The organism is Solwaraspora sp. WMMB762 (assembly GCF_049179115.1).
Lineage (GTDB): Bacteria > Actinomycetota > Actinomycetes > Mycobacteriales > Micromonosporaceae > Micromonospora_E.
Genome location: NZ_JBMHMD010000001.1, coordinates 6,727,929 through 6,749,740 on the forward strand (window position 1 = coordinate 6,727,929; position 21,812 = coordinate 6,749,740).

The 21,812-nt window shown below is 71.8% G+C and carries 26 protein-coding genes; 14 read left to right on the forward strand and 12 right to left on the reverse strand.

What is annotated here, in order from left to right:
- The first annotated feature begins 75 nt into the window (after positions 1-75).
- Positions 76-741: an NADPH-dependent F420 reductase gene (locus ACN27J_RS30330; RefSeq protein WP_421372608.1), complete on the forward strand. Its 666-nt coding sequence runs from the start codon at positions 76-78 to the stop codon at positions 739-741.
- A 114-nt stretch (positions 742-855) separates the two neighbouring features.
- Positions 856-2,325, forward strand: coding sequence for an adenosylhomocysteinase (gene ahcY, locus ACN27J_RS30335; RefSeq protein ID WP_421371497.1), 1,470 nt, complete (start codon positions 856-858; stop codon positions 2,323-2,325).
- A 27-nt stretch (positions 2,326-2,352) separates the two neighbouring features.
- Here the strand turns inward: ahcY and ACN27J_RS30340 are convergent, their stop codons facing one another.
- A complete protein-coding gene (locus ACN27J_RS30340) occupies positions 2,353-3,804 on the reverse strand; it encodes a glycoside hydrolase family 3 N-terminal domain-containing protein (RefSeq protein WP_421371499.1) in 1,452 nt (483 codons plus the stop codon).
- Positions 3,805-3,983: 179 nt separating this feature from the next.
- Between ACN27J_RS30340 and ACN27J_RS30345 the strand changes: the two genes are divergently transcribed.
- The 4 genes from ACN27J_RS30345 to ACN27J_RS30360 all read left to right on the forward strand — a co-directional run bounded on the left by ACN27J_RS30345 (position 3,984) and on the right by ACN27J_RS30360 (position 7,462).
- Positions 3,984-5,159, forward strand: a complete 1,176-nt coding sequence (locus ACN27J_RS30345; RefSeq protein ID WP_278167628.1) for an ROK family transcriptional regulator — start codon at positions 3,984-3,986, stop codon at positions 5,157-5,159.
- A gap of 111 nt (positions 5,160-5,270) precedes the next feature.
- Positions 5,271-6,080 (forward strand): ABC transporter ATP-binding protein, encoded by an 810-nt coding sequence (locus tag ACN27J_RS30350; RefSeq protein ID WP_416553613.1) that lies wholly within the window; start codon positions 5,271-5,273, stop codon positions 6,078-6,080.
- 12 nt (positions 6,081-6,092) lie between these two features.
- Positions 6,093-6,983, forward strand: coding sequence for a ribokinase (locus ACN27J_RS30355; protein ID WP_421371501.1), 891 nt, complete (start codon positions 6,093-6,095; stop codon positions 6,981-6,983).
- Between the two features lie 71 nt (positions 6,984-7,054).
- Positions 7,055-7,462: a YccF domain-containing protein gene (locus ACN27J_RS30360; RefSeq protein ID WP_421371503.1), complete on the forward strand. Its 408-nt coding sequence runs from the start codon at positions 7,055-7,057 to the stop codon at positions 7,460-7,462.
- Positions 7,463-7,554: 92 nt separating this feature from the next.
- Here ACN27J_RS30360 and ACN27J_RS30365 read toward each other — a convergent pair whose 3' ends face one another.
- The 3 genes from ACN27J_RS30365 to map form a co-directional block, all read right to left on the reverse strand.
- The gene (locus ACN27J_RS30365) at positions 7,555-7,986 is read right to left on the reverse strand and encodes a DNA-binding protein (RefSeq protein WP_421371505.1); all 432 of its coding nucleotides are present in this window, start codon (positions 7,984-7,986) and stop codon (positions 7,555-7,557) included.
- 94 nt (positions 7,987-8,080) lie between these two features.
- Positions 8,081-8,716 carry an SRPBCC family protein gene (locus ACN27J_RS30370; RefSeq protein ID WP_421371507.1) on the reverse strand — a complete coding sequence of 212 codons (636 nt, stop codon included), beginning with the start codon at positions 8,714-8,716 and terminating at the stop codon, positions 8,081-8,083.
- Positions 8,717-8,816: 100 nt separating this feature from the next.
- The gene (gene map / locus ACN27J_RS30375) at positions 8,817-9,590 is read right to left on the reverse strand and encodes a type I methionyl aminopeptidase (protein WP_278167637.1); all 774 of its coding nucleotides are present in this window, start codon (positions 9,588-9,590) and stop codon (positions 8,817-8,819) included.
- 77 nt (positions 9,591-9,667) lie between these two features.
- Here map and ACN27J_RS30380 point away from each other — a divergent pair, with 77 nt between their 5' ends.
- A complete protein-coding gene (locus ACN27J_RS30380; RefSeq protein ID WP_421371510.1) occupies positions 9,668-9,934 on the forward strand; it encodes a helix-turn-helix domain-containing protein in 267 nt (88 codons plus the stop codon).
- A gap of 3 nt (positions 9,935-9,937) precedes the next feature.
- Here the strand turns inward: ACN27J_RS30380 and ACN27J_RS30385 are convergent, their stop codons facing one another.
- Together ACN27J_RS30385 and ACN27J_RS30390 are read right to left on the reverse strand one after the other, a co-directional pair.
- Positions 9,938-10,705, reverse strand: a complete 768-nt coding sequence (locus ACN27J_RS30385; protein WP_421371512.1) for a hypothetical protein — start codon at positions 10,703-10,705, stop codon at positions 9,938-9,940.
- A 4-nt stretch (positions 10,706-10,709) separates the two neighbouring features.
- Complete coding sequence (locus ACN27J_RS30390; RefSeq protein WP_421371515.1) at positions 10,710-11,384, reverse strand: DUF6232 family protein; 675 nt, start codon at positions 11,382-11,384, stop codon at positions 10,710-10,712.
- A 79-nt stretch (positions 11,385-11,463) separates the two neighbouring features.
- Between ACN27J_RS30390 and ACN27J_RS30395 the strand changes: the two genes are divergently transcribed.
- The 4 genes from ACN27J_RS30395 to ACN27J_RS30410 all read left to right on the forward strand — a co-directional run bounded on the left by ACN27J_RS30395 (position 11,464) and on the right by ACN27J_RS30410 (position 16,019).
- Complete coding sequence (locus ACN27J_RS30395) at positions 11,464-12,252, forward strand: enoyl-CoA hydratase-related protein (RefSeq protein WP_421371517.1); 789 nt, start codon at positions 11,464-11,466, stop codon at positions 12,250-12,252.
- A gap of 155 nt (positions 12,253-12,407) precedes the next feature.
- On the forward strand, positions 12,408-14,030 hold the full coding sequence (locus ACN27J_RS30400) for an acetolactate synthase (protein ID WP_421371519.1): 1,623 nt from the start codon (positions 12,408-12,410) through the stop codon (positions 14,028-14,030).
- Between the two features lie 136 nt (positions 14,031-14,166).
- Positions 14,167-15,207, forward strand: coding sequence for an ATP-binding cassette domain-containing protein (locus ACN27J_RS30405; protein ID WP_421371521.1), 1,041 nt, complete (start codon positions 14,167-14,169; stop codon positions 15,205-15,207).
- Complete coding sequence (locus ACN27J_RS30410) at positions 15,204-16,019, forward strand: ABC transporter permease (protein ID WP_421371523.1); 816 nt, start codon at positions 15,204-15,206, stop codon at positions 16,017-16,019. The genes ACN27J_RS30405 and ACN27J_RS30410 overlap by 4 nt, the downstream gene beginning before the upstream one ends.
- Positions 16,020-16,058: 39 nt before the next feature.
- Here ACN27J_RS30410 and ACN27J_RS30415 read toward each other — a convergent pair whose 3' ends face one another.
- Genes ACN27J_RS30415 through ACN27J_RS30425 form a run of 3 tightly spaced genes read right to left on the reverse strand, consistent with a single transcriptional unit; the run spans position 16,059 to position 17,238 of the window.
- Entirely contained in the window at positions 16,059-16,484 is a 426-nt protein-coding gene (locus ACN27J_RS30415) for a PLD nuclease N-terminal domain-containing protein (protein WP_123600376.1), read from the reverse strand.
- A 36-nt stretch (positions 16,485-16,520) separates the two neighbouring features.
- A complete protein-coding gene (locus tag ACN27J_RS30420; protein WP_421371526.1) occupies positions 16,521-16,856 on the reverse strand; it encodes a DUF202 domain-containing protein in 336 nt (111 codons plus the stop codon).
- The gene (locus ACN27J_RS30425) at positions 16,849-17,238 is read right to left on the reverse strand and encodes a YidH family protein (protein ID WP_421372610.1); all 390 of its coding nucleotides are present in this window, start codon (positions 17,236-17,238) and stop codon (positions 16,849-16,851) included. Before ACN27J_RS30425 ends, ACN27J_RS30420 begins: the two co-directional genes overlap by 8 nt.
- A gap of 33 nt (positions 17,239-17,271) precedes the next feature.
- Between ACN27J_RS30425 and ACN27J_RS30430 the strand changes: the two genes are divergently transcribed.
- The 3 genes from ACN27J_RS30430 (at position 17,272) to ACN27J_RS30440 (ending at position 19,654) form a co-directional block, all read left to right on the forward strand.
- Positions 17,272-17,676, forward strand: a complete 405-nt coding sequence (locus tag ACN27J_RS30430; RefSeq protein ID WP_278167647.1) for a hypothetical protein — start codon at positions 17,272-17,274, stop codon at positions 17,674-17,676.
- Positions 17,677-17,897: 221 nt separating this feature from the next.
- Positions 17,898-18,677 (forward strand): electron transfer flavoprotein subunit beta/FixA family protein, encoded by a 780-nt coding sequence (locus ACN27J_RS30435; RefSeq protein ID WP_278167648.1) that lies wholly within the window; start codon positions 17,898-17,900, stop codon positions 18,675-18,677.
- Between the two features lie 14 nt (positions 18,678-18,691).
- Positions 18,692-19,654, forward strand: a complete 963-nt coding sequence (locus ACN27J_RS30440) for an electron transfer flavoprotein subunit alpha/FixB family protein (RefSeq protein WP_421371529.1) — start codon at positions 18,692-18,694, stop codon at positions 19,652-19,654.
- 62 nt (positions 19,655-19,716) lie between these two features.
- Here the strand turns inward: ACN27J_RS30440 and ACN27J_RS30445 are convergent, their stop codons facing one another.
- The 3 genes from ACN27J_RS30445 to tnpA all read right to left on the reverse strand — a co-directional run bounded on the left by ACN27J_RS30445 (position 19,717) and on the right by tnpA (position 21,798).
- Entirely contained in the window at positions 19,717-20,466 is a 750-nt protein-coding gene (locus tag ACN27J_RS30445) for an anti-sigma factor (RefSeq protein ID WP_421371531.1), read from the reverse strand.
- A complete protein-coding gene (locus ACN27J_RS30450; RefSeq protein WP_421372612.1) occupies positions 20,420-21,019 on the reverse strand; it encodes an RNA polymerase sigma factor in 600 nt (199 codons plus the stop codon). Before ACN27J_RS30450 ends, ACN27J_RS30445 begins: the two co-directional genes overlap by 47 nt.
- Positions 21,020-21,381: 362 nt before the next feature.
- Positions 21,382-21,798, reverse strand: coding sequence for an IS200/IS605 family transposase (gene tnpA / locus ACN27J_RS30455; protein WP_421371533.1), 417 nt, complete (start codon positions 21,796-21,798; stop codon positions 21,382-21,384).
- Positions 21,799-21,812: the final 14 nt, after the last annotated feature.

Below are 21,812 nucleotides of genomic sequence, written 5' to 3' on the forward strand. Positions count from 1 at the left end.
TTTCCGTACGGCCCTGTTCCCGTACGGCCCTGTTTCCGTACGGCGCCGTTTCCGTACCGGGCCGGCGGGTATCCGATCGACAGTGACGACCCGTCGGAGAGGGAGAGAATGATGGACATCGGCATCATCGGCGCCGGCAACGTCGGCTCGGCCCTGGCCCGGCGGCTGACCGAGGTCGGTCACCAGGTGACGATCTCCGCGTCCAGCCCGGATTCGCCGCGGCTGGCCGAGGCGACCACCGGCACCGGGGTGACCGCCGGCGACGCCGCCCAGGCGGCGGACGCCGAGCTGGTCGTGCTGGCGGTGCCGTACACCGGGATCGGTGACGTGCTCGCCGGGCCGGTCGCCGACGCGCTGGCCGGCAGCACCGTGATCGACGTGACCAACCCGCTCGGTCCGGACCACATGTCGCTGCGGATCGGCCACGACACCTCCGCCGCCGAGCAGGTCGCCGCGATGGTCCCGGCTGCTCACGTGGTGAAGGCGTTCAACACCGTGCTCGCTCCGAACCACGCCCGGCCGGTGCTCGGTGGCGTTCGGCAGTCGGTGCCGGTCGCCGGCGACGACCTGGCCGCCAAGAAGACCGTCCAGGAACTCGGCACGCAGTTGGGCTTCGACACGGTTGACGCCGGCCCGCTGTCCAGCGCCCGCTATCTGGAGCCGGTCGCCGCGCTGCTCATCCAGGTGGCCTACGGCGGCGGTGCCGGTCCGACGGTCGGTTTCGCGCTCGCCCGCGACTGACGGCGGTCGAGCCCTCGGGTCGGGTGAACCGCAATTCGGGCCGTATGGTGGACGGGTGTCGTGCGTGCCGTGTCCGGCAGGACGGACGCATCCGTTGAGACCCGAGGAGTTCTAGTGACCGTCACTCTGACCGCCGACAGCGCCGGGTCGGTCAGCGACTTCAAGGTCGCCGACCTGTCCCTGGCGACCTTCGGTCGCAAGGAGATCGAGCTCGCCGAGCACGAGATGCCCGGGCTGATGGCACTGCGCCGTGAGTACGCCGCCCAGCAGCCGTTCAAGGGCCGCAAGATCGCCGGATCGTTGCACATGACCGTACAGACGGCGGTGCTGATCGAGACGCTGACCGCGCTCGGGGCCGACGTGCGCTGGGTCTCCTGCAACATCTTCTCCACCCAGGACCAGGCCGCCGCGGCGGTCGTCGTGGGCCCGAACGGCACGGTCGACAACCCGCAGGGCGTCGCGGTGTACGCCTGGAAGGGTGAGACGCTGGACGAGTACTGGTGGTGCACCGAGCAGATGCTCACCTGGCCGGACGGCAGCGGGCCGGACTCGATCGTCGACGACGGCGGCGACGTAACCCTGCTGATCCACCTCGGCAAGCAGTTCGAGGCCGCCGGGGCGGTACCGTCGACGGCGCCGACCGATTCGCACGAGTACGGCATCATCCTGGAGACGCTGCGCCGCTCGCTGGCCGCGAACCCGACCAAGTACACCGAGATGGCCAAGCCGATCATCGGAGTCTCCGAGGAGACCACCACCGGCGTCAACCGCCTCTACGAGCTGGCCCGCGAGGGCAACCTGCTCTTCCCGGCGATCAACGTCAACGACTCGGTCACCAAGAGCAAGTTCGACAACAAGTACGGCATCCGCCACTCGCTGGTCGACGGGATCAACCGGGCCACCGACGTGATGATCGCCGGCAAGCTCGCGGTGATCTGCGGCTACGGCGACGTCGGCAAGGGCGCCGTGGAGTCGCTGCGCGGCCAGGGGGCCCGGATCGTGGTGACCGAGATCGACCCGATCTGCGCGCTGCAGGCGGCGATGGACGGCCTCGACGTGGTGACCCTGGACGACGTCGTCGACCGCGGCGACATCTTCATCACCACCACCGGCAACAAGGACATCATCCTGGCCGACCACATGGCGAGGATGAAGCACAACGCGATTGTCGGCAACGTCGGGCACTTCGACAACGAGATCGACATGGCCGGTCTGGCGAAGGTGCCGGGGATCGAGAAGATCAACGTCAAGCCGCAGGTCGACGAGTGGCGTTTCCCGGACGGCCACTCGGTGATCGTGCTCTCCGAGGGGCGGCTGCTGAACCTCGGCAACGCGACCGGTCACCCGAGCTTCGTGATGTCGACGTCCTTCTCCAACCAGGTGATCGCCCAGGTCGAGCTGTACGCCAAGGTCGGCGAGTACGAAAAGCAGGTGTACGTGCTGCCCAAGCACCTCGACGAGAAGGTGGCCCGGCTGCACCTGGACGCGTTCGGCGCCAAGCTGACCGTGCTGACCAAGGCCCAGGCCGACTACATCGGTGTCGACGTGGCCGGCCCGTACAAGCCGGAGCACTACCGCTACTGACCCGCCCAGCGCGTCCGGCCTGGCCGCTCAGGCGGCCAGGCCGAGGGCCTCGGCGGCGGCCCGGCCGTTGGCGTGACTCGCACCGTAGGTGGTGACGAAGGCCCGTACTCCGGCCGGGCGCCAGGCCGACGGCCAGCCCATCTCCACCACCGCGACCGGGTGCCGGGTGGCCAGCCGTTCGATCAGGTCACCGGCGCCGGGCACCCGGTGCAGGTGCCGTCCGACGAGCACCAGCGGCCGGCCGGCGGCGGCCGTCGCGACCTGCTCGGCGGTCACCTCCGCCGGTGCCACCCGCAGTTGCCGGGCGTTGCCGAGGTGCGGTCCGAGGCCCCACGGCACCCGGCCCTCGGCGATCGTCGAGCCGGCGGTCAGCTGCACCACCAGTGCGTCGGCCAGCCCGTCGAGGGTGCCTTCCACCCGGACGGCGCGGCGGGCGGCGGCGTACCCCAGGTCGGCCGGGCCGGCGGTCCCACCCGCTGCCGGTCGGACCACGGCGGCCAGCGCGGTCACCCGGCCGGCCGCCTGTTCGACCCGGCCGACCGGCAGCGTCCCGTCGCCGATCGCCGCGACGATGCCCGCCGCGACCCGTTCGACCAACGCGTGGTCCACCCGGGCGCCGATGCAGAGCAGATCGGCGCCGGCGGCCAGGGCGGCGACCGCTGCCGGGCCGATCCCACCGGCGGCCAGGGTGGCACCGCGCATCTCCAGCGCGTCGGTGACGATCACCCCGGTGAAGCCGTACTCGTCGCGGAGCAGGCCGGTCAGCGCGGCCCGGCTGAAGGTGGCCGGCGCGTCGCCGGTCAACGCCGGGACCCGGATGTGCGCGGTCATGATCGCCGGGGTGCCGGCTTCGACCACGGCGGCGAACGGCGGCAGGTCCCGTCGGCGCAGCACCGCCATCGGTACGTCGACAGTGGGCAGTTCGAGGTGTGAGTCGGTGACCGTGGCGCCGTGGCCGGGGAAGTGCTTGGCGCAGGCGGCGACTCCGGCGTCGGCCAGCCCGGCGACGGCCGCGGTCGCGTGGGTGGCGACCAGTGCCGGGTCGGCCCCGAACGACCGGGTGCCGATGATCGGGTTGTCGTCGGCGGTGTTCACGTCGACGGTCGGGGCCAGGTCGAGGTTGGCGCCGCAGGTGGCGAGCTCGTCGCCGATCGCCCGGTAGACCTGCCGGGTCAGCGCCGGGTCGTCGACCGCACCGAGCGCGGCGTTGCCGGGGTACGGGCTGCCGGTGGCGTGCGCCAGCCGGGTCACGTCGCCGCCCTCCTCGTCGATGGCGATCAGCACGTCGGCCCGGGCGGCCCGCAGCGCGTCGGTGGCGGCCCGCAGCTGTTCGGGTCGGTCCACGTTGCCGCCGAACAAGGTGTGCCCGGCGAGCCCGTCGCCGACCAGGTCGATCGCCCACTGCGGGACGGCGGTGCCGGGGTAGGCGGCGAGCAGGGTGCGCAGCGCCAGCCGCCGCAGCGCCGGGTCGTTCGGCATGTTCTCCCCCTCCGTGGCGTCTCCGCGGTCCGAGTGGCGCACCGGGGAGGCGCTGTTCGTTGCCGGTGAGTGCCGGGTCGTCCGACCGCCGAGGGTGTCACCGGCGACTACGCTACGGCTACTTCCGTTGCGGATGCCAAGATAATAGTTAACTTTCCTAAATGCTAGAGGACGACCACATGGGTTCCCCGCGCCTGCCCGGCACGCCCCGGCTGCTGCGAGCGCTCAACGACCGGGCGGCGCTGGAGCTGCTCATCGCCCGCGGACCACTCACCCGGGCCCAACTCGGTGAGCTGACCGGACTGTCCAAAGTGACAGCATCGCAGCTGGTCGAGCGGCTGGAAGGACGCGGGCTGGTCACCCGGGTCGGCGAACAGGCCGGTGGCCGGGGCCCCAACGCCCAGCTGTACGCCGTACAGCCGGCCAGCGCGCACGTCGTCGGAGTCGACGTCGGACCGGACCGGGTGGTGGCCGCCTGCGCCGACATCACCGGATCGGTGATCGGCCGGGTCGAGCAGTCCACCAGGGACACCGACGACCCGGTCGGCGTGGTGCACAACGCGGTGGTGCAGGCCGCCAGCAGCGCCGAGACCCAGCTGGCCAGCGTACGGCGGGTGGTGCTGGGCACCCCCGGCCTGGTCGACCCGGCCAACGGCGACATCACCTTCGCGTACAACCTGCCGCGCTGGCACCGCGGCCTGCTCGCCGCGCTGCGCGAGGACCTGGACACCACCGTCGTTTTCGAAAACGACGTCAACCTCGCCGCGGTTGCCGAGGCACACGCCGGCGCTGCCCGCGACGTGCCCGACTTCGTGCTGGTCTGGGCCGGCGTCGGGGTCGGCCTGGCGATCATGCTCGGCGGCCGGTTGCACCACGGCAGCACCGGCGCGGCCGGCGAGATCGGCTACCTGCCGGTGCCCGGTGCGCCGATCCCGCGCGACGTCTCCCGCCGGGCCAAGCCGGCCTTTCAGCAGCTCGCCGGCGCCGACGCGGTCCGCGCGGTGGCCCGCGAACACGGGTTCCGGGCGGCCAGCGCGGGTGACGCGGTGCGGGCCGCGATCGCCGCCGGCACCCGGGGCGGGCCGCTGCTCGACGAGCTGGCCCGCCGGCTCGCGCTCGGCGTCGCCAGCAGCTGCGTGGTGCTCGACCCGCCGCTGGTCGTGCTGACCGGTGAGGTCGGCCAGGCCGGCGGCAGCGCCCTGGCCGAACGGGTGCAGCATGAGGTGGCCGCGATCACCCTGGTCGCCCCCCGGGTGGTGGTCACCGAGCTGACCGAGGAGCCGGTGCTGCAGGGCGCCCTGCGGACCGCCCTCGACGCCGCCCGCGACGAGGTCTTCGGATCCACCGTGGCCTGACCCCGGCACCGCCGCGCCGCCACGGCGGTCCAGCCGCAGACCTGAGCAGCCCGTCGGGTGGTGCCGGCCACCCCGGCGCGGCCAGGTGGGGCGGCACCACCCACGGCGTGATTGGATGGTCCGGTGCCTACCGTTGCTGACGACCTGGTGATCGAGCTCGACTCAGTGGGCGTGACCCGCTCCGGCACGGCCCTGCTGCAGGACATCACCCTGCGGGTGCAGCCCGACCAGCGGTGGGTGGTGCTCGGCCCGAACGGTGCCGGCAAGACCACCCTGCTCAGCCTCGCCGCCGGCCGGCTGCACCCGACGACCGGGACCGTCCGGGTCCTCGACGAGCAGCTGGGGCGCACCGACCTGGCGGAGCTGCGAACCCGGATCGGGCTGACCACCGCCTCCCTCGCCGAACGGATCCCCGGCACCGAGCGGGTGCTCGACGTGGTGCTGACCGCCGCCTGGTCGGTGGTCGGCCGGTGGCGGGAGCGCTACGACGAGCTCGACGTGGGTCGGGCGCAGGAGCTGCTCGGCCAGTTCGGCGTGGCCGGGCTGGCGCAGCGCGAGTACGGGACCCTCTCCGAAGGTGAACGCAAGCGGGTGCAGATCGCCCGGGCGCTGATGACCGACCCGGAGCTGCTGCTGCTCGACGAGCCGGCGGCCGGGCTCGACCTCGGTGCCCGTGAGGAGCTGGTCGGCCGGCTCGGGGTCCTCGCCCAGGATCCGCATTCCCCGGCGTTGATGCTGGTCACCCACCACGTGGAGGAGATCCCGCCGGGCTTCACCCACGCCCTGCTGCTGCGCGGCGGCACCGTCGTCGCGGCCGGCGAGCTGGCCGCCACGATCACCGGCGAGCACCTGTCGGAGACGTTCGGCGTACCGCTGGTCGTCGAGCGGGCGGGCCAGCGGTACACCGCCCGGGCCGCCTGAGCGGAGGACGTCGTGACAGCGCCGCGGATCGCGGTGGTCGGCAGCGCGAACATGGACCTGGTGGCGACCGCGCCGAGACTGCCGTCGCCGGGGGAGACCCTGCTCGGCACCGACTTCGTCACGGTGCCCGGCGGCAAGGGTGCCAACCAGGCGATCGCGGCGGCCCGCGCCGGTGGCGACTGCGTGTTCCTCGGCGCGGTCGGCTCGGACGCCTTCGGTGTCACCCTGACCGGCCGGATCGCCCGGTCCGGGGTGGACACGAGCCAGCTGCGGGTGGTGTACGGGTCGTCCGGCGTCGCGATCGTGATGGTCAACGCGGCCGGTGAGAACGCGATCGTCGTCACCCCGGGCGCCAACGCGGCGTTCCGTGGGCTCACCGAGCCGGAGCTGGCGGCGGTACGCGACGCCGACGTGCTGGTGGCGCAGTTGGAGATTCCGCTGGAGACGGTGCTGGCCGCCGCGGCGGCGGCCCGCGAGGCGGGCACCCGGGTGATCCTCAACGCCGCCCCGGCCCGTGAGCTGCCGGCCGAACTGCTCGACGCGGTGGATCTGCTGGTGGTCAACGAGGCCGAGGCGCGGGCGATCGTCGGCGTCGGGCGGGAGGATCCGGCGGCGCTGTTGACGGTGGTCCGTCGGGCGGTGCTCACCCTGGGTGCCGAGGGCGCCTGGTTCGCCGACCGCGACGGTACGGTGCATCACGTGCCGGCCTTTCCGGTCGAGACGGTGGACTCCACCGCCGCCGGTGACGCGTTCACCGGCGCGCTCGCGGTCGCCTGGGGCGAGGGACGGGACCTGATGTCCGCGGTCCGATGGGCGTCGGCGGCCGGTGCGGCCTGCGTACGCCGCCTGGGGGCCTCGGTGTCGTTGCCGCAGCGGTCCGAGATCGACGCCCTGGCCGGCTGACTGACGCTCTGGCCGGCTGGCTGCCCGCGAAACGCCGGTGCCGGGTGGCGCGGATGCGGGATCATCGAGACATGCGAGTCATTCTCAACCTGCTCTGGCTCATCTTCGGCGGCGGCATCGTGCTCGGCCTCGGGTACGCGGTGGCGGCCCTCGTCTGCTTCGTGCTGATCGTCACGATCCCGTTCGGAGTGGCGTCGCTGCGGTTGGCCTACTACTCCCTCTGGCCGTTCGGCCGGACGCTGGTCGCGAAGCCGGGGGCGGGGATCGGCTCCGGGCTGGCGAACATCCTCTGGGTGGTGCTGGCCGGCTGGTGGCTGGCGCTCACCCACATCGTCACCGGCGTGACGCTCTGTCTGACGGTCATCGGCATCCCGTTCGGCATCGCCAACTTCAAGTTGGTGCCGGCGGCGTTCTGGCCGCTGGGCCGGGAGGTCGTCGACGTCGAGGACCTGCGTCGCCCGGGGCTGGTCCACGCCTGACGCGGGGTGGCCGACGGTACCGTCCGGGTGCCGTCCAGGTCCCGTCCGGGTGGCGGGGGTGGGCGGCTACACCGGCTGGACACCCGTACCGGTCAGTCGGCTCCGGCGGCCGGACCACTGCGGCCGATGAGCCGGTCGTAGCGCTGCCGGGCCGCCTGGGCAGTGCCCAGACCCAGCCCGAAGGCGATCGCCTGCCAGGTGAGTCCCCGATTCCGGGCGGCCTCCAGCAGGCCCAGTTCGACGGCATCGAGGTCGGCGCGGACCGGGGCGATGAGGGTCAGCGCCGCGATCAGGTCACTGACGTCCAGCTCCGGCTCGTCCGGGTCGATTGTCGCGCCGCCACTGGCCAGGCCGAGCACCAGCCGTACCGCCTCGTACGGGTCGACCACCTGCGGGTGCAGATGGCGGTGCCGCCGCGCGGTGGTGTCGGCGTGCCGTCCAGCGAGCCGGAGCAGGGCCGCGTGTCGGCGGTGGGCCCGCGACTGCGCCGCGTCGGGCGGGGTGAACAGGTCGTCGGTGGTCACAGCGTTGACTCAACCACACCCGCCCACGGCCGTCAACCAAATGTTTTCAACAAAGTGTTCAACTCTCCCAGGTTGGTCGTCGGCCCGTCGGGTCTCAGGCCGTGCCGGTGTAGAAGGCGGTCGTCCGCTCCGCAGCCTCGCCCGCCTCGGTCGGATCGGTGCCGGCGGCGACGCTCGCCGCACGCCACTGGTCGCTGCTGCGGGTGATGAACTCTCGCCCCTCGGTCGACGTGCTCCACGCCTCGACCGCCTGGGGGTCGACCGGCTGTTGCGGGGCCGCCAGGTGCAGGGTGAGCCCGATCAGGGCCAGGTCCCAGCCCACACCGGTGGCGCCGGGCCCGAACTGTGCCCACCGTTCGTCGTTGACGTGCGCCACGTGCTCCAGCTCGAACCGGGTCGTTCCGTCGGACAGCGGGCTCAGCCGTACCTCGATCCAGCTCACCTCGCCGCCGAACTCCCAGGTGGCGGCGAAGCTCTTCGGCGGGTCGCAGCGCTGCACCACACCCCCGGCGTTGCCTTCGAGCTGGTAGCGGCCGTGCAGTCGGAGCTCGCCGGAGACCGGCAGGAACCAGCGGGGGAGGCGTTCGGCGCTGGTGCAGGCGTCCCAGAGTTCGTCGACGCTTGCCGCGTAGATGCGGGAGATGGTCTGCACCCGAGCGGTGCCCGCATCGAGGACCCGACTGCCGATCCGTCGTTCGACGGTGCTGATCTGCTCGTCAATGTCGATCATCGTCGCTCCATAGACGTGTGTGTCCACCGGTCGGGAGGTCCGACCGGTGGGCACAGTATCAGCAATATCTTATATAAGCTACTCGTGTTGCTTCCCGGGTTCAGGGTGTCGGGCGGCCGGTCAGGACTCGGGGCCCGGACGGTGTGATGGCGACCGTGTGTTCGGAGTGGGCGGTACGGGAGCCGTCGGCGGAACGGATCGTCCAGCCGTCCTCGTCGTACCTGATCTTGTTGGTGGAGTGACAGAACCAGGGTTCGATCGCGATGGTCAGGCCGGGATCGAGCCGCATCCCACGGCCGGCACGGCCGGTGTTGGCGACATGCGGGTCCTCGTGCATCGTGCGGCCGATGCCGTGACCGCCGAACTCGCCGTTGACGCTGTAGCCGTACGAACCGGCGACCTCGCCGATCGCGGCGCAGACGTCGCCGAGGCGCCCGCCGGGCTGGGCGGCGGCGATCGCCGCCGCGAGGGCGACCTCGGTGGCCTCGATCAGCCGCAGATCGGCCGGATCGGGGGTGCCGACGATGACGGAGACCGCGGAGTCGGCCACCCAGCCGTCGATGCCGACCGCCATGTCGATGCTGAGCAGGTCGCCGTCGCGCAGTACGTAGTCGTGCGGGAGGCCGTGCAGCACCGCGTCGTTGACCGACAGGCACAGTACGTTGCGGAACGGACCGCGGCCGAACGACGGGGCATAGTCCCAGTAGCAGGACTCGGCGCCGCGTTCGGCGATCCGCCGCCGGGCGTGGTGCTCGATGTCCATCAGGTTGACGCCGACCGCGGCGACACCGCTCAACTCGGCGAGCAGTTCGCCGACGAACTGCCCGGTCACCGCCATCCGGTCGATCTCCTGGGCGGACTTGAGCTCGATCACGACAGCCTCCCTCTCCCTCTGCGGTATTTTTATACCACGCCGGTCCGAGAGCGCTCCGGAGAGCTATCCTGCTGGACATGGTCCGCCAACCGCTCACCGCCGAACAGATCGCCGCAGGCCAGCGACTCGGTGCCGCCCTGCGGGTCGCCCGGGCCGGCCGCAGCCTCGTCGAGGTGGCGCTGGTGGCCGGTATTTCCCCCGAGACCCTGCGCAAGATCGAAGCGGGCCGGCTTCCGGCGCCGGCGTTCGGCACCGTGGTCCGGCTCAGCCAGGCCCTCGACGTCCCCCTCGGCGACCTGGCCGACGTCTGGCTGGCCGAGATACCCGTCCGTCGGGCGTCCTAGCGCTCACTCGCCCGGTGGCAGGGCCTCGTCCTCGCCGAGCCGGTCCGCGCCCCGACGGCGCAACATCCGCAGACCCGGGATGCCGGCCACCGCCAACTTCAGGTCCCGGGTCACCTCCAGCAGGTCGTGGATGTCCGGCCCGACCCGGTCCAGGGTGGCCAGGATCGGCAGCACGTCGGCCTTGAGATGCTGGGTCAGCCGGGGCAGCTCGTCGACCAGCCGGACGGCCGCGTCCACCTCGTCCTCGCTCAACTGCTCGACGAAGTGCCGGGCCATCGGAGCGCCACGGCGCAGCGCCGGCTCGTACTCGCCGATCAGCTCGACCGACCGCTCGGCGATCTCCTCGCTGCGCCCCACCACCCGACTGGCCCCCACCGCCACCCGGTCGGCATCGGTGAGCAGCGTCTGCGCGGCGGCCGCCACCCGGGTCGCGGCCGCCACCGCGTCGGTCGCCGCCGTGGCGATCGTCTCCACCCGTAGGGTCGCCTCCTCTGCCTCCGCGACCACCCGTTCGCTGCGGTCGAGCAGCATCTCGACCCGGTCGACCACCGTGCCGACCCGTTGCACCAGAGCCTCGATCTCATCCAGTACGGCGAACGCGCGCGACGGCACGGCGGCGTACTCGGAGGTGAGTCGGCCCATCCGGGTCGCCACCTCACCGGCCTGGCCGGTGGCCCGCCCGGCCGCGCCGGTCACCGCACCGGCGACCTGCCCGACGGTGGATCTGGTCAGTGCGATGAGACTCGCCGGGGACGGCAGCGGGAGTGGCATCTCCCTATTGTGCGGCGCGCCGGCCACCACCGCTGGCGCGCCGGTCGGCGGAACCCGGCGCGGGCCGGGGCAGCGCCGGTCGGCCCGGTGTGGCTCGGCCCGGGGTGGCTCGGCCCGGGGTGGCGCGGCCCGGGGTGGCGCGGGCCGGTGTGGCTCGGGCCGTTATGGCTCTGGCCGGAGCGGCTCGGCCCGGTGTTGCTCGGGCCGGGACAGGCGCTTGCGATGCCAGCGCGGCCTCGACCGCACGGCGTAGCGCGCGGTGGATGCGTCCCACCCGCAGCGCGTCCCGGTCGGACACCAGTAGCACCGGGGCGCCCCGTACCTCGGCCCAGAGTTCGAGCAGGTGCGCGCCCCGGTCGTAGGAGTCGTCGAGCAGCCCGAGCAGCAGGTCCGCGATCGGGATGATGACGAGCCCGACCAGGATCGATCCACCGATCAGCGCGATGGTGACGGTCGGCGAGGCGTCGATGGTCAGCGCGGTTACCAGCCCGATGATCGCGGTCGCCACCGGGGCCAGGAAAGCGACGCCGACCATGCCCCGGCCGGCCAGGGCACTCCACGAGCGGGCACCCCGCCGCTGCCAGATCCGGTGCACCTGGGTGAGCGGATGTCGGTGCTGGTCCACCCGGATCTCGGTGGAGGTGATCCGTACGGATTTGTCATCGTAGTAGGTGATCATCCGTCTGCCCCCCTCACGTTGTGGATCACGTTACCCACTCTCCGGTGTTCGCCGTAGGCTGTCCCAGAACGCGACGTCGATGGGGAGGTCCGCCGTGCCGGAGCTGGTGCTGGTCGAGGTCGAGCAGGGGGTGGCCACGATTCGGCTGGCCCGGCCGCCGATGAACGCGCTGAACGCAGCGGTGCAGGAGGAGCTGCGCGACGCCGCGCGTACCGTCGCCGACGACGAGCGGGTCCGGGCGGTCGTGGTCTACGGCGGAGAGAAGGTTTTCGCAGCCGGCGCCGACATCAAAGAGATGGCCGACATGTCGTACGTGGACATGGCGGCACGCGCGGCGCAGCTGTCCAGCGCCTTCGACGCGGTCGCCCGGATCCCGAAACCGGTGGTCGCCGCGATCACCGGCTACGCCCTCGGCGGCGGCTGCGAGCTGGCCCTGGCCTGCGACTGGCGGGTGGTCGCCGAGGACGCCAAACTCGGCCAGCCGGAGATCAAACTGGGGGTCATCCCCGGTGCCGGCGGCACCCAGCGGCTGGCCCGGCTGGTCGGCCCGGCGCGCGCCAAGGACATCATCCTGTCCGGACGGATGGTCGACGCCGCCGAGGCCGAGCGGATCGGCCTGGCCGATCGCGTCGTCCCGGCCGACCAGGTGTACGCGGCGGCGCTCGACATGGTCCGGCCGTTCGTCACCGGCCCGGCCCAGGCGGTCAAGGCGGCCAAGTTGGCCATCGACGGGGGTCTGGAGATGGACCTCGCCTCCGGCCTGGCCTGGGAGAGTCAGCTGTTCGCCGGCCTGTTCGCCACCGACGACCGCACCGAGGGGATGGCGGCGTTCGTCGCCAAGCGTAAGCCCGACTTCACCGGTCGCTAGCCCGTATAGGCCCTCGGCCGGCCCTCGGCCGGCCCCTGAACCGGCTCGGTGCCGGCGGTGCCGGTCGCACGTGGATGCCGAACGAAGTGACCGGGCGGTAACCTGCTCGGGGGCGCGCCGGCCGGGCGGGCCCGGGGCGACGGGAGGCATCGGCGATGGCGGAGCGGATCGAGGGACACGGCGGGACGTTGGCGCTGGCCGCCGCCCAGGCCTACGGCGTACGCGAGCTGTTCACTCTCTCCGGCGGCCACATCTTCCCGCTGTACGACGCCGCGCACACCGCCGACTTCCCGATCTACGACGTACGGCACGAGCAGACCGCCGTCTTCGCCGCCGAGGCGGTAGCGAAGCTGCAGCGTCGTCCCGGGCTGGCCGCACTCACCGCCGGCCCCGGCGTCACCAACGGCATCTCCGGTCTGACCAGCGCCTTCTTCAACGCCGCGCCGGTGCTGGTGCTCGGCGGCCGGGCACCGGCGTTCCGCTGGGGGTCGGGCAGCCTGCAGGAGATCGACCACGTACCGCTGGTCGCCCCGGTCACCAAGCACGCCGCCACGGTCGCCGCGACCGACGACGTACCGGCCGCGGTCGGTGCCGCGCTGTCCGCCGCGCTCACCCCGCACCGCGGCCCCGCCTTCCTCGACCTGCCGCTGGAGGTCGTCTTCTCGACCGCCGAGGTGACCGCGCCGACCGCCGGCGCGGTGCCGGTGGTCGAGCCCGACCCGGACGAGGTCGCCCGCGCGGCCCGGCTGATCGCCGCCGCCGACCGTCCGGTGATCGTCGCCGGCTCCGACGTGTACGCCGGGGACGCCGTCGCGGCGTTGCGGGAGGCCGCCGAGGCGCTGCAGGTGCCGGTCTTCACCAACGGCATGGGGCGTGGGTCGCTGCCGCCGGGGCACCCGCTGGCCTTCGCGAAGGCGCGGCGGGTCGCGTTCGGCCGGGCCGACGTGGTGGTCGTGGTCGGCACCCCGCTGGACTTCCGGCTCAGCTTCGGTGACTTCGGCGCCGCCCAGGTGGTGCACGTCGTCGACGCGCCGAGCCAGCGGGCGACCCACGTACAGCCGGCCGTTTCGCCCGCCGGTGACCTGCGGCTGATCCTGTCCGCGTTCGCTGACCACTCCGGCGACCGGGCCGACCACACCGGCTGGCTGGCCGACCTGCGCGCCGCCGAGGAGCAGGCCCGGGCGCGGGACGCGGCGGAGCTCGCCGCCGAGTCCGACCCGATCCGCCCGTCGCGGATCTACGGCGAACTGCGGGCGGTGCTCGACCCGGATGCCGTCACCATCGGCGATGGCGGTGACTTCGTCTCGTACGCCGGCCGCTACCTCGAGCCGTCGGTGCCCGGCAGTTGGCTCGACCCCGGCCCGTACGGCTGCCTCGGCACCGGCATGGGCTACGCGATGGGTGCCCGGCTCACCTACCCGGACCGGCAGGTCTGCGTGCTGATGGGCGACGGCGCGGCGGGCTTCTCGCTGATGGACGTCGAGTCGCTGGCCCGGCAGAAGTTGCCGGTCGTGATCGTGGTCGGCAACAACGGCATCTGGGGGTTGGAGAAGCACCCGATGCGCGCCATGTACGGCTACGACGTCGCCGCCGATCTGCAGCCGGGGCTGCGCTACGACGAGATCGTCGGGGCGCTGGGCGGCGCGGGGGAGACGGTCACCAAGGCCGGCGACATCGGTCCGGCGCTGCGTCGGGCCTTCGACGCCGGGGTGCCGTACCTGGTCAATGTGTTGACCGACCCGGACGACGCCTATCCGCGCTCGTCGGACCTGGCCTGAGCGCTGGTCGGACCTGGCCTGAGCGCTCGTCGAACCTGGCCTGACGGATCGCCGACCCGGTCTGGTCGGCAAATGCTTGGCGGAATGTCGGTCCTGTCGTTCATTGTGGGTCTGCAGACGAACGACAGGAGTGAGGATGTCGCACGCGATCTGGGCCGAGGGCCTGGTCAAGCGGTTCGGCTCGACGACCGCGTTGGCCGGGGTGGATCTCGCGGTCCGTACCGGCACCGTGTTCGGGCTGCTCGGGCCGAACGGGGCCGGCAAGACCACTGCGGTCCGGGTGCTCGCCACCCTGTTGCGGCCGGACGCCGGGCACGCCCGGGTGCAGGGCTTCGACGTGGTCGGCCAGGCTCACCAGGTCCGCCGGTCGATCGGCCTGACCGGGCAGTACGCCTCGGTCGACGAGACGCTGACCGGCGTGGAAAACCTGATCATGATCGGTCGGTTGCTGGGGTCGTCGCGGCGTGACGCGCGCTCCCGTGCCCGGCAACTGCTGGCCGAGTTCCAGCTCACCGACGCCGCCGACCGCGCGGCGAAGACCTACTCGGGCGGTATGCGCCGCCGCCTCGACCTGGCCGCCAGCCTGGTGGGACGGCCCCAGGTGCTGTTCCTCGACGAACCCACCACCGGGCTGGACCCGCGCAGCCGCAACGAGCTGTGGGAGCTGGTCCGTGGGCTGGTCGCCGGTGGTGTGACGGTGCTGCTCACCACCCAGTACCTGGAGGAGGCCGACCAGCTGGCCGACGAGTTGGCCGTGGTCGACCACGGGCGGGTGATCGCCGGCGGTACGCCGGAGGAGCTGAAGGCCAAGACCGGTGCCCAGGTCCTCGCGGTGCGCCCGACCGATCCGAAGCAGTTGCCGACAGTGCTGACTACGCTGCGGGACCTGTCCGGCAACGAGCCGTCGTTGGCCCAGACCACGGTGACGGTGAGCACCGCCGATGCGGACCTGCTGCCGGCGGTGGTCCGCCGGCTTGACGAGTCCGGGGTGAAGGTCGGTGAGCTGGCGTTGCGTAGCTCCAGCCTGGATGAGGTCTTCCTGTCGCTCACCGGCCACCGGGCCGATCCGGGCTCCGGCGGTTCGGCGGCCGGCACCGGCGAGCGGCCGGCACCGGCGACCGGGCCGGCCGGTACGGGAGCACAGTCGACCGCCGCCACCATGGAGGGAATCCGTTGACCGCCACCACCGTCACCACGCCCGAGCTGCCCGGGCGGCACCAGTGGGTCAGCCCGGTGGCCGGGCTGCGGCACACCGGCACCCTGGCCTGGCGGAGCCTGGTGCAGATCAAGCACAACCCGTTGGAACTGCTCGATCTCAGCGTCCAACCGCTGATGTTCCTGCTGCTGTTCACCTATGTGTTCGGCGGTGCGATCGCCGGCACACCGGGGGACTATCTGACCTTCGCGTTGCCGGGAATCATCGTGCAGAACGCCCTTTTCGCGACGATGACCACGGGGTTCGGGCTGAACACCGACCTCACCAAGGGGGTGTTCGACCGGTTGCGGTCGTTGCCGATCGCCCGGTGGGCGCCGCTGGCCGGGCGAATTCTGGCCGACACCGTCAAGCAGGCTTGGTCGGTGCTGCTGCTGCTGGGTGTCGGGATGATCCTCGGCTACCGGGTCGACGGTGGTCCGGTCGGCCTGCTCGGCGCGTTCGCGCTGATTCTGGCCTTCACACTGGCCGCGTCGTGGATCTCGGTGCTGGTCGGGGTGATGGTCAGCGAGCCGGAGAAGGTGCAGATCTTCGGCTTCATGGTGATCTTTCCGCTGACCTTCACCAGTAACGCATTCGTGCCGACCGAGACCATGCCGGGCTGGCTTCAGGCCTGGGTCGAGGTCAACCCGGTGACGATCCTCGCCGACGGCCTGCGTGGCCTGCTCAGTGGCGCGCCCGCCGCCGGCCCGGTCGGCTACTCGCTGCTCTGGGCAGCCGGCATCGCGGCGGTGTTCGCGCCGCTGGCACTCGCCCGGTTCAAGCGTCGGGTCTGACCTGACCATTCTCCGGGCGGGCCGCTCGGGTCGCCCGAGTCAGGCACCTGACTCGGGCCGGCGGTCCTCCCGGGGGTCTGCGGCGTCCCGGCGGCGCAGGTCGTCCTCCCGGCGGCGCAGATCCTCCTCCCACCGTTCGAAGAGCTCGCGATCCTGCTTCGACTTCTCAGCGTCGAGCGCGCGCAGGAACTCGGGATCGTCGTCGGGGGCCGCCGGGCGGTTGCGCGGTGGTGGGGTGCCGGTCGGTCGGGGGACGCCGCCGAGCGGTGACGGGCTGCCGAAGCCGGGCCGGCGGCTGAGGAACCAGGCGGCCGGCCCGAGGAGGGGGATGACGATGATGACCGGCACCCAGAGCAGGCGCGGCAGGGCGCGGACGTCACCTTTCTCCGCTGAGAGGCAGCTGATCAGCGCCACCGCCATGAGCACGACGTGGAGCATGAAGAGCAGGATGAACACGCGGGCCATCCCGCAATGATGCCCCGCCCGGCGGGCTCAGCCTAGTCAGCTGAGGATCAGGATGGCGCCGAGCACCGCGTAACCGGCGGTGACCAGCCCCAGCAGGGGCACCTCCGCGCTGATCTGTCCGGCTGCCGGACGTCGTGGGCCACTGGCGTGCCGGTAGGCGTAGCCGATCAGCCCGGCCCAACCGACCACCGCGAACAGCCCGAGGAGCATGGCGGCTCCGCCCCGCTCGACGGCCAGCCGCATGGTCAGCGCCACCACCAGGGTGAGGGCCAGAGCCGACCGCCGCCAGGCCAGCCGGGTCCGTTCGGGCTGCAGCCCCGGATCGCGGGCCGGTGGGCCGTGCTCGTCGGCCGGCGGGTCGGGATCAGCCACTGGCCGCCTCGACCAGTACGACGATGGTCAACGCGGTGGCACCGACACCGACACAGATCGCGAGGAACGCCGGAAACCGGGACGCCGGTAGGTCGGTGCCCAATCGCATGGCCCGCTCGGTACGGGCCCAGTGGTCGACCGCCCGCAGCGCGACGGTCCCGCCGAGCAGCAGCAGGGTCACCGCCAGCCCTTCCCGAAGGTGGGCCACGGACAGCTCAGGCAGGAACTGCGCGATGGCCAGCCCGCCGGCGACCAACGCCAGGGCGGTCCGGATCCAGGCCAGGAAGGTCCGCTCGTTCGCCAGCGAGAACCGGTAGTCGGGCGCGGTGCCGATCCGGCGCAACTCCTGGGGATCGAACCACCGGCGCAGCGCACTCCACACGTGGATCATTATCGCCGGCTAGACTCACTGTCTGTGGCCGAGCTGACCGATGACGAGCGCAGCACGCTGAAGACCGGTGCTTTCGGCGCCGTCTACCTGGTGTCGGCTGCGGACCCGGGGCTGGTGTCGATGGTTCGGGAGAGCTTCGCCGCCTCGGACGTGTTCGCCGGGACGTCGGGTCTGGTGAACGACGTGCTGACCAGCGGCGAGTTGCCCAAGTTGGCACGGGACACCCCGGAGGCGGTGGAGCAACTGGTGCTGCCGGCGCTGCGGCAGTCGGTGGCGGTGCTCACCGCGAAGGCCCCGCACGATCTGGAGCACTACCGGTCGGCGGTGACCGAGGCGGTCGACCGGGTGGCGCGGGCCGCGTCCGGGGTTGACCCGGCGGAGACGGCGATGATCTCCAAGATCAGGCAGGCGCTGGCCACTCCCTCCTGACCGATCCGTCCCCCTGACCGATCCGTCACCCCTGCTGACCAGGGCAGCCGTTCGGTCCGGCCGGCCTGTCGGCGGGGCCGTTTGGCCCTTGGCTACTTGCGGGTAACATAGTGGGTGGGGCATTCCACAGCGGTGCTCGGTTGACCGATCGTTAAGGAAAGCGGCAGGCTGCGCCGAGAGTGGTAGAGCAGCACCACCTACAGGAGGGGTGTCGAAGCGCGATGAACATCGTCGTACTCGTCAAGCAGGTGCCCGATTCCGGCGCGGAACGCGCCCTGCGCGGTGACGACAACACCGTCGACCGCGGGTCGGCCAACAACGTGATCAATGAGATGGACGAGTACGCGATTGAGGAGGCGCTGCGGCTGCGGGAGGCCAACGGCGGTGAGGTGACCATCCTCACCATGGGCCCGGACCGCGCGGCCGAGTCGATCCGCAAGGCGCTGTCGATGGGGCCGGACAAGGCGGTGCACGTCGTCGACGATGCCCTGCACGGGTCCTGCGCGGTCGCCACCTCCAAGGTTCTCGCCGCAGCCCTCGGCACCCTTGGGGCGGATCTGATCCTCTGCGGCGCCGAGTCCACCGATGGGCGGGTGCAGGTGATGCCGCACATGCTCGCCGAGCGGCTCGGCATCGCCGCCCTGACCGGCGCCCGCAAGCTGACCGTCGACGGCGACACGCTCACCGTCGAACGGCAGAACGAAGAGGGCTACGAGGTGGTAAGCGCCACCACCCCGGCGGTGGTCTCGGTGTGGGACACCATCAACGAGCCGCGCTACCCCTCGTTCAAGGGGATCATGGCGGCCAAGAAGAAGCCGGTACAGAGCCTGTCCCTGGCCGATCTGGGCGTCGCCGCCAGCGAGGTCGGCTTCGACGGGGCGACCAGTGAGGTCGTCGAGCACCGCAAGCGCCCGCCACGGTCGGCGGGGCAGAAGGTCGTCGACGACGGCGAGGCCGGCGTACAGCTGGTCGAGTTCCTGGCGTCCGAGAAGTTCGTGTGAGCGGGGAGGTTGACATGGCTGAGGTTCTCGTTGTCGTCGAGGCCACCGGTGAGTTTGGCGTCAAGAAGGTCACCCTGGAACTGCTGACCCTGGCCCGCAAGCTGGGCGGCGAGGTGTCCGCGGTGGTGCTCGGCGGGCCCGGCGCGGCCGCCGCGATGAGCGAAAAGCTCGGTGAGTACGGCGCCAGCAAGGTGTACGCCGCCGAGAGCGAGGAGATCGACGGCTACCTCGTCGCTCCGAAGGTGACCGTGCTGGCCGAGCTGATCGGCCGGGTGCAGCCCGGCGCGGTGCTGCTCGCCTCCTCCCAGGAAGGCAAGGAGATCGCCGGGCGGCTCGCCGTACGGCTGGACAACGGCCTGCTGACCGACGTGGTCGACCTGGCCGCCGACGGCACCGCGACCCAGATCGCGTTCGCTGGCGCCACCATCGTCACTTCCCGGGTCACCCGGGGCCTGCCGCTGGTGACGCTGCGGCCCAACTCGGTGGCGCCCGAGCCGGCCCCGGCCACCCCGCAGGTGGAGCAGCTGCAGGTGCAGGTCGCCGACTCCGACAAGCTGGCCAAGGTGGTCGAGCGGGTCGCCGAGCAGTCCGGTTCCCGGCCGGAGCTCACCGAGGCTTCGGTGGTCGTCTCCGGCGGGCGCGGTGTCGGCAGCGGCGACAACTTCAAACTGGTCGAGGAGCTCGCCGACCTGCTCGGCGGCGCGGTCGGCGCCTCCCGGGCCGCGGTCGACTCCGGGTTCTACCCGCACCAGTTCCAGGTGGGGCAGACCGGCAAGACCGTCTCCCCGCAGCTGTACGTGGCGCTGGGCATCTCCGGGGCGATTCAGCACCGGGCCGGCATGCAGACCGCGAAGACCATCGTGGCGGTCAACAAGGACGGCGAGGCGCCGATCTTCGAGCTCGCCGACTTCGGTGTGGTGGGTGACCTGAACAAGGTGGTCCCGCAGGCAGCCGAGGAGATCCGCAAGCGCAAGTGACGTGATCCGTCGACGGCGGTGGCCGGGACCAACTGGTCCCGGCCACCCGCCCGTCAACGGTGTCAGCCGGAGAGGGTGCCGCGCAGCAGGCTCTGCCCGGAGTGCGTCGGATCGTTGTCGTACTCTTCCGCCGAGACGTCCACCAGCCGGTAGGCGTCGAGGTCGACGTTGGTCGGCAGCGGCATCAGCACGTCGGCGGTGTCGGCCAGGGTGCCGACCGGGAACATCTGCATCGTGTCCGGGTCGATCAGCCAGACCTGATAGTAGCCGGCCGCCCGGGGCAGGCCGGAGACGTGCAGGTGCAGCCGGCCGTCGTCGAAGACCCGGGCCTGCCCGGCCGCGTCGGCCGGGGCGTCGCCGAACGCGGCGAGCGCGGCACTGGCCACCACGTCGGGGTCCGGCTCGGCCGGGGTGACGAGCCGGACGACGGTCACCGTACCGACGACTCCCGCGATCGCGGCGGCGAGCGCGGTGACCAGCGGAGCCCACCGACGGGCCCGGCGTCGCGGCCGCACCGCGACCGGCACCGGTACCGACGGTACGGGCGCGGGCGTCGGAGCCGGCGGTGCCGAGGGCTCTGCCGGTGCCGCCGCGGCATCGAGTTCCGACACGATGCGCTGCCAGACGTGTTCCGGCGGCTCGGGCAGGTCGGCCAGGTCCTGGGTCTGCGCGCCGAGCCAGCCGACGTGACGCAACGTCTCCAGTTCGGCGCTGCACGACGGGCAGTCGGTGAGGTGACCGGACTCGGCGGCGTCCGCCGCGGTCTCACCGAGTGCCAGGAAGACCAGTCGGTCGTGCTCCAGATGCGGCACCGTCCACCTCCCATCGTCGTCGCAGACTCGCCATGCCCCGGCGGATGTGACTCTTGACCGTGCCGAGCGGAACCCCGGTCACCGCCGCGATCTGCTGGTGGGTCAGATCGTCGAAGAACGCCAACTCCAGCATCCGGCGTTGCTCGTCGGGCAGCGAGGCCAGCTCGTCGGCGATCACCAGCCGGTCCACCACCTGCGCCGGATCCGGGCTGACGGCCGGGGCGGCGGCCGTCGCCTGCCGTACCGAATCGGCGACCCGGTCCTCCCGCGACAGCGCCCGGATCCGGTCGACGACCTTGCGCCGGGCGATGCCGAGCAGCCAGCTGAGCAGCGAGCCCCGGGCCGGGTCGAACCCGTCACGACCCAGCCAGGCGGCCACGAACGTGGTCTGCACCACGTCCTCGGCGTCCGCCCGGGTCGCCAGGGTGCTGGCAGCCAGATGCAGTACGGCCCGGCCGTACCGGTCGTAGACCTGCCGCAACGCCTTCTCGTCGCCGGCGGCGAACCGCTGCGCCAGCAGTTGGTCGTCGGTGTCCCTGCTCACCCGGGACATCGCCATCTGTACGGCATGCCTGACTGTAACTCCCACCGAAATCGCTCCGACCGCCCAGCCGTGCCGAGAACTCCAGGTCGTCAAGGGTTCGGCGACGGACCGCCGGCCGGATGCGGCGGAAACGCAGCTGCGTCAGAAGCGGACCCCGGCGGAAACGAATCCGCGTCGGCTGCATCCGGACGGCACCCGACGGCCGAATCCTGCACAGTGAGGCCGTTCGCCGAGGGCCCCGGCGGGCGGCGCAGTCGCAATCGTTGCTGAGGTGCAGAAATGCGAGCTACCGGAATGCGGGCCAGTGCTCCGGCCTTCAGGCCGGGGGTGAAGGCCCGCGCTGGGAGGGCCGCCAAGGCCCGAGCAGTGCCCTAACCTGGCCGGTTTTCCTGCTCGATGTACTGCGTCACGATGCTTGGTGGCGCGCCGCCGACGGAGCCGGCGAAGTACGAGCCCGACCAGAGCTTGTTGGCCCGGTAGTAGTGCTGCACCAGGTCGGGGAACTCCTGCCGCGGGCGGCGCGACGGGACGCCCTTGAGTGAGTTGACCAGGCGGGCGACGGCGACTTTGGGTGGGTGGTCGACCAGCAGGTGGACGTGGTTGTGGCCGCCGTTGAACTCGACCAGTTCGGCCTCGAAGTCCGTGCATACGTCCCGCATGATCGCGTCCATGCGGGACAGGTGCCGGTCGGCGAACACCGGGTGCCGGAACTTCGTCACGAAAACCAAACGAACATGCATCGCGAAAACACAGTGCCTGCCGGCACGGATACCCTCACCTTCTGCCATAGACCAACGTGATA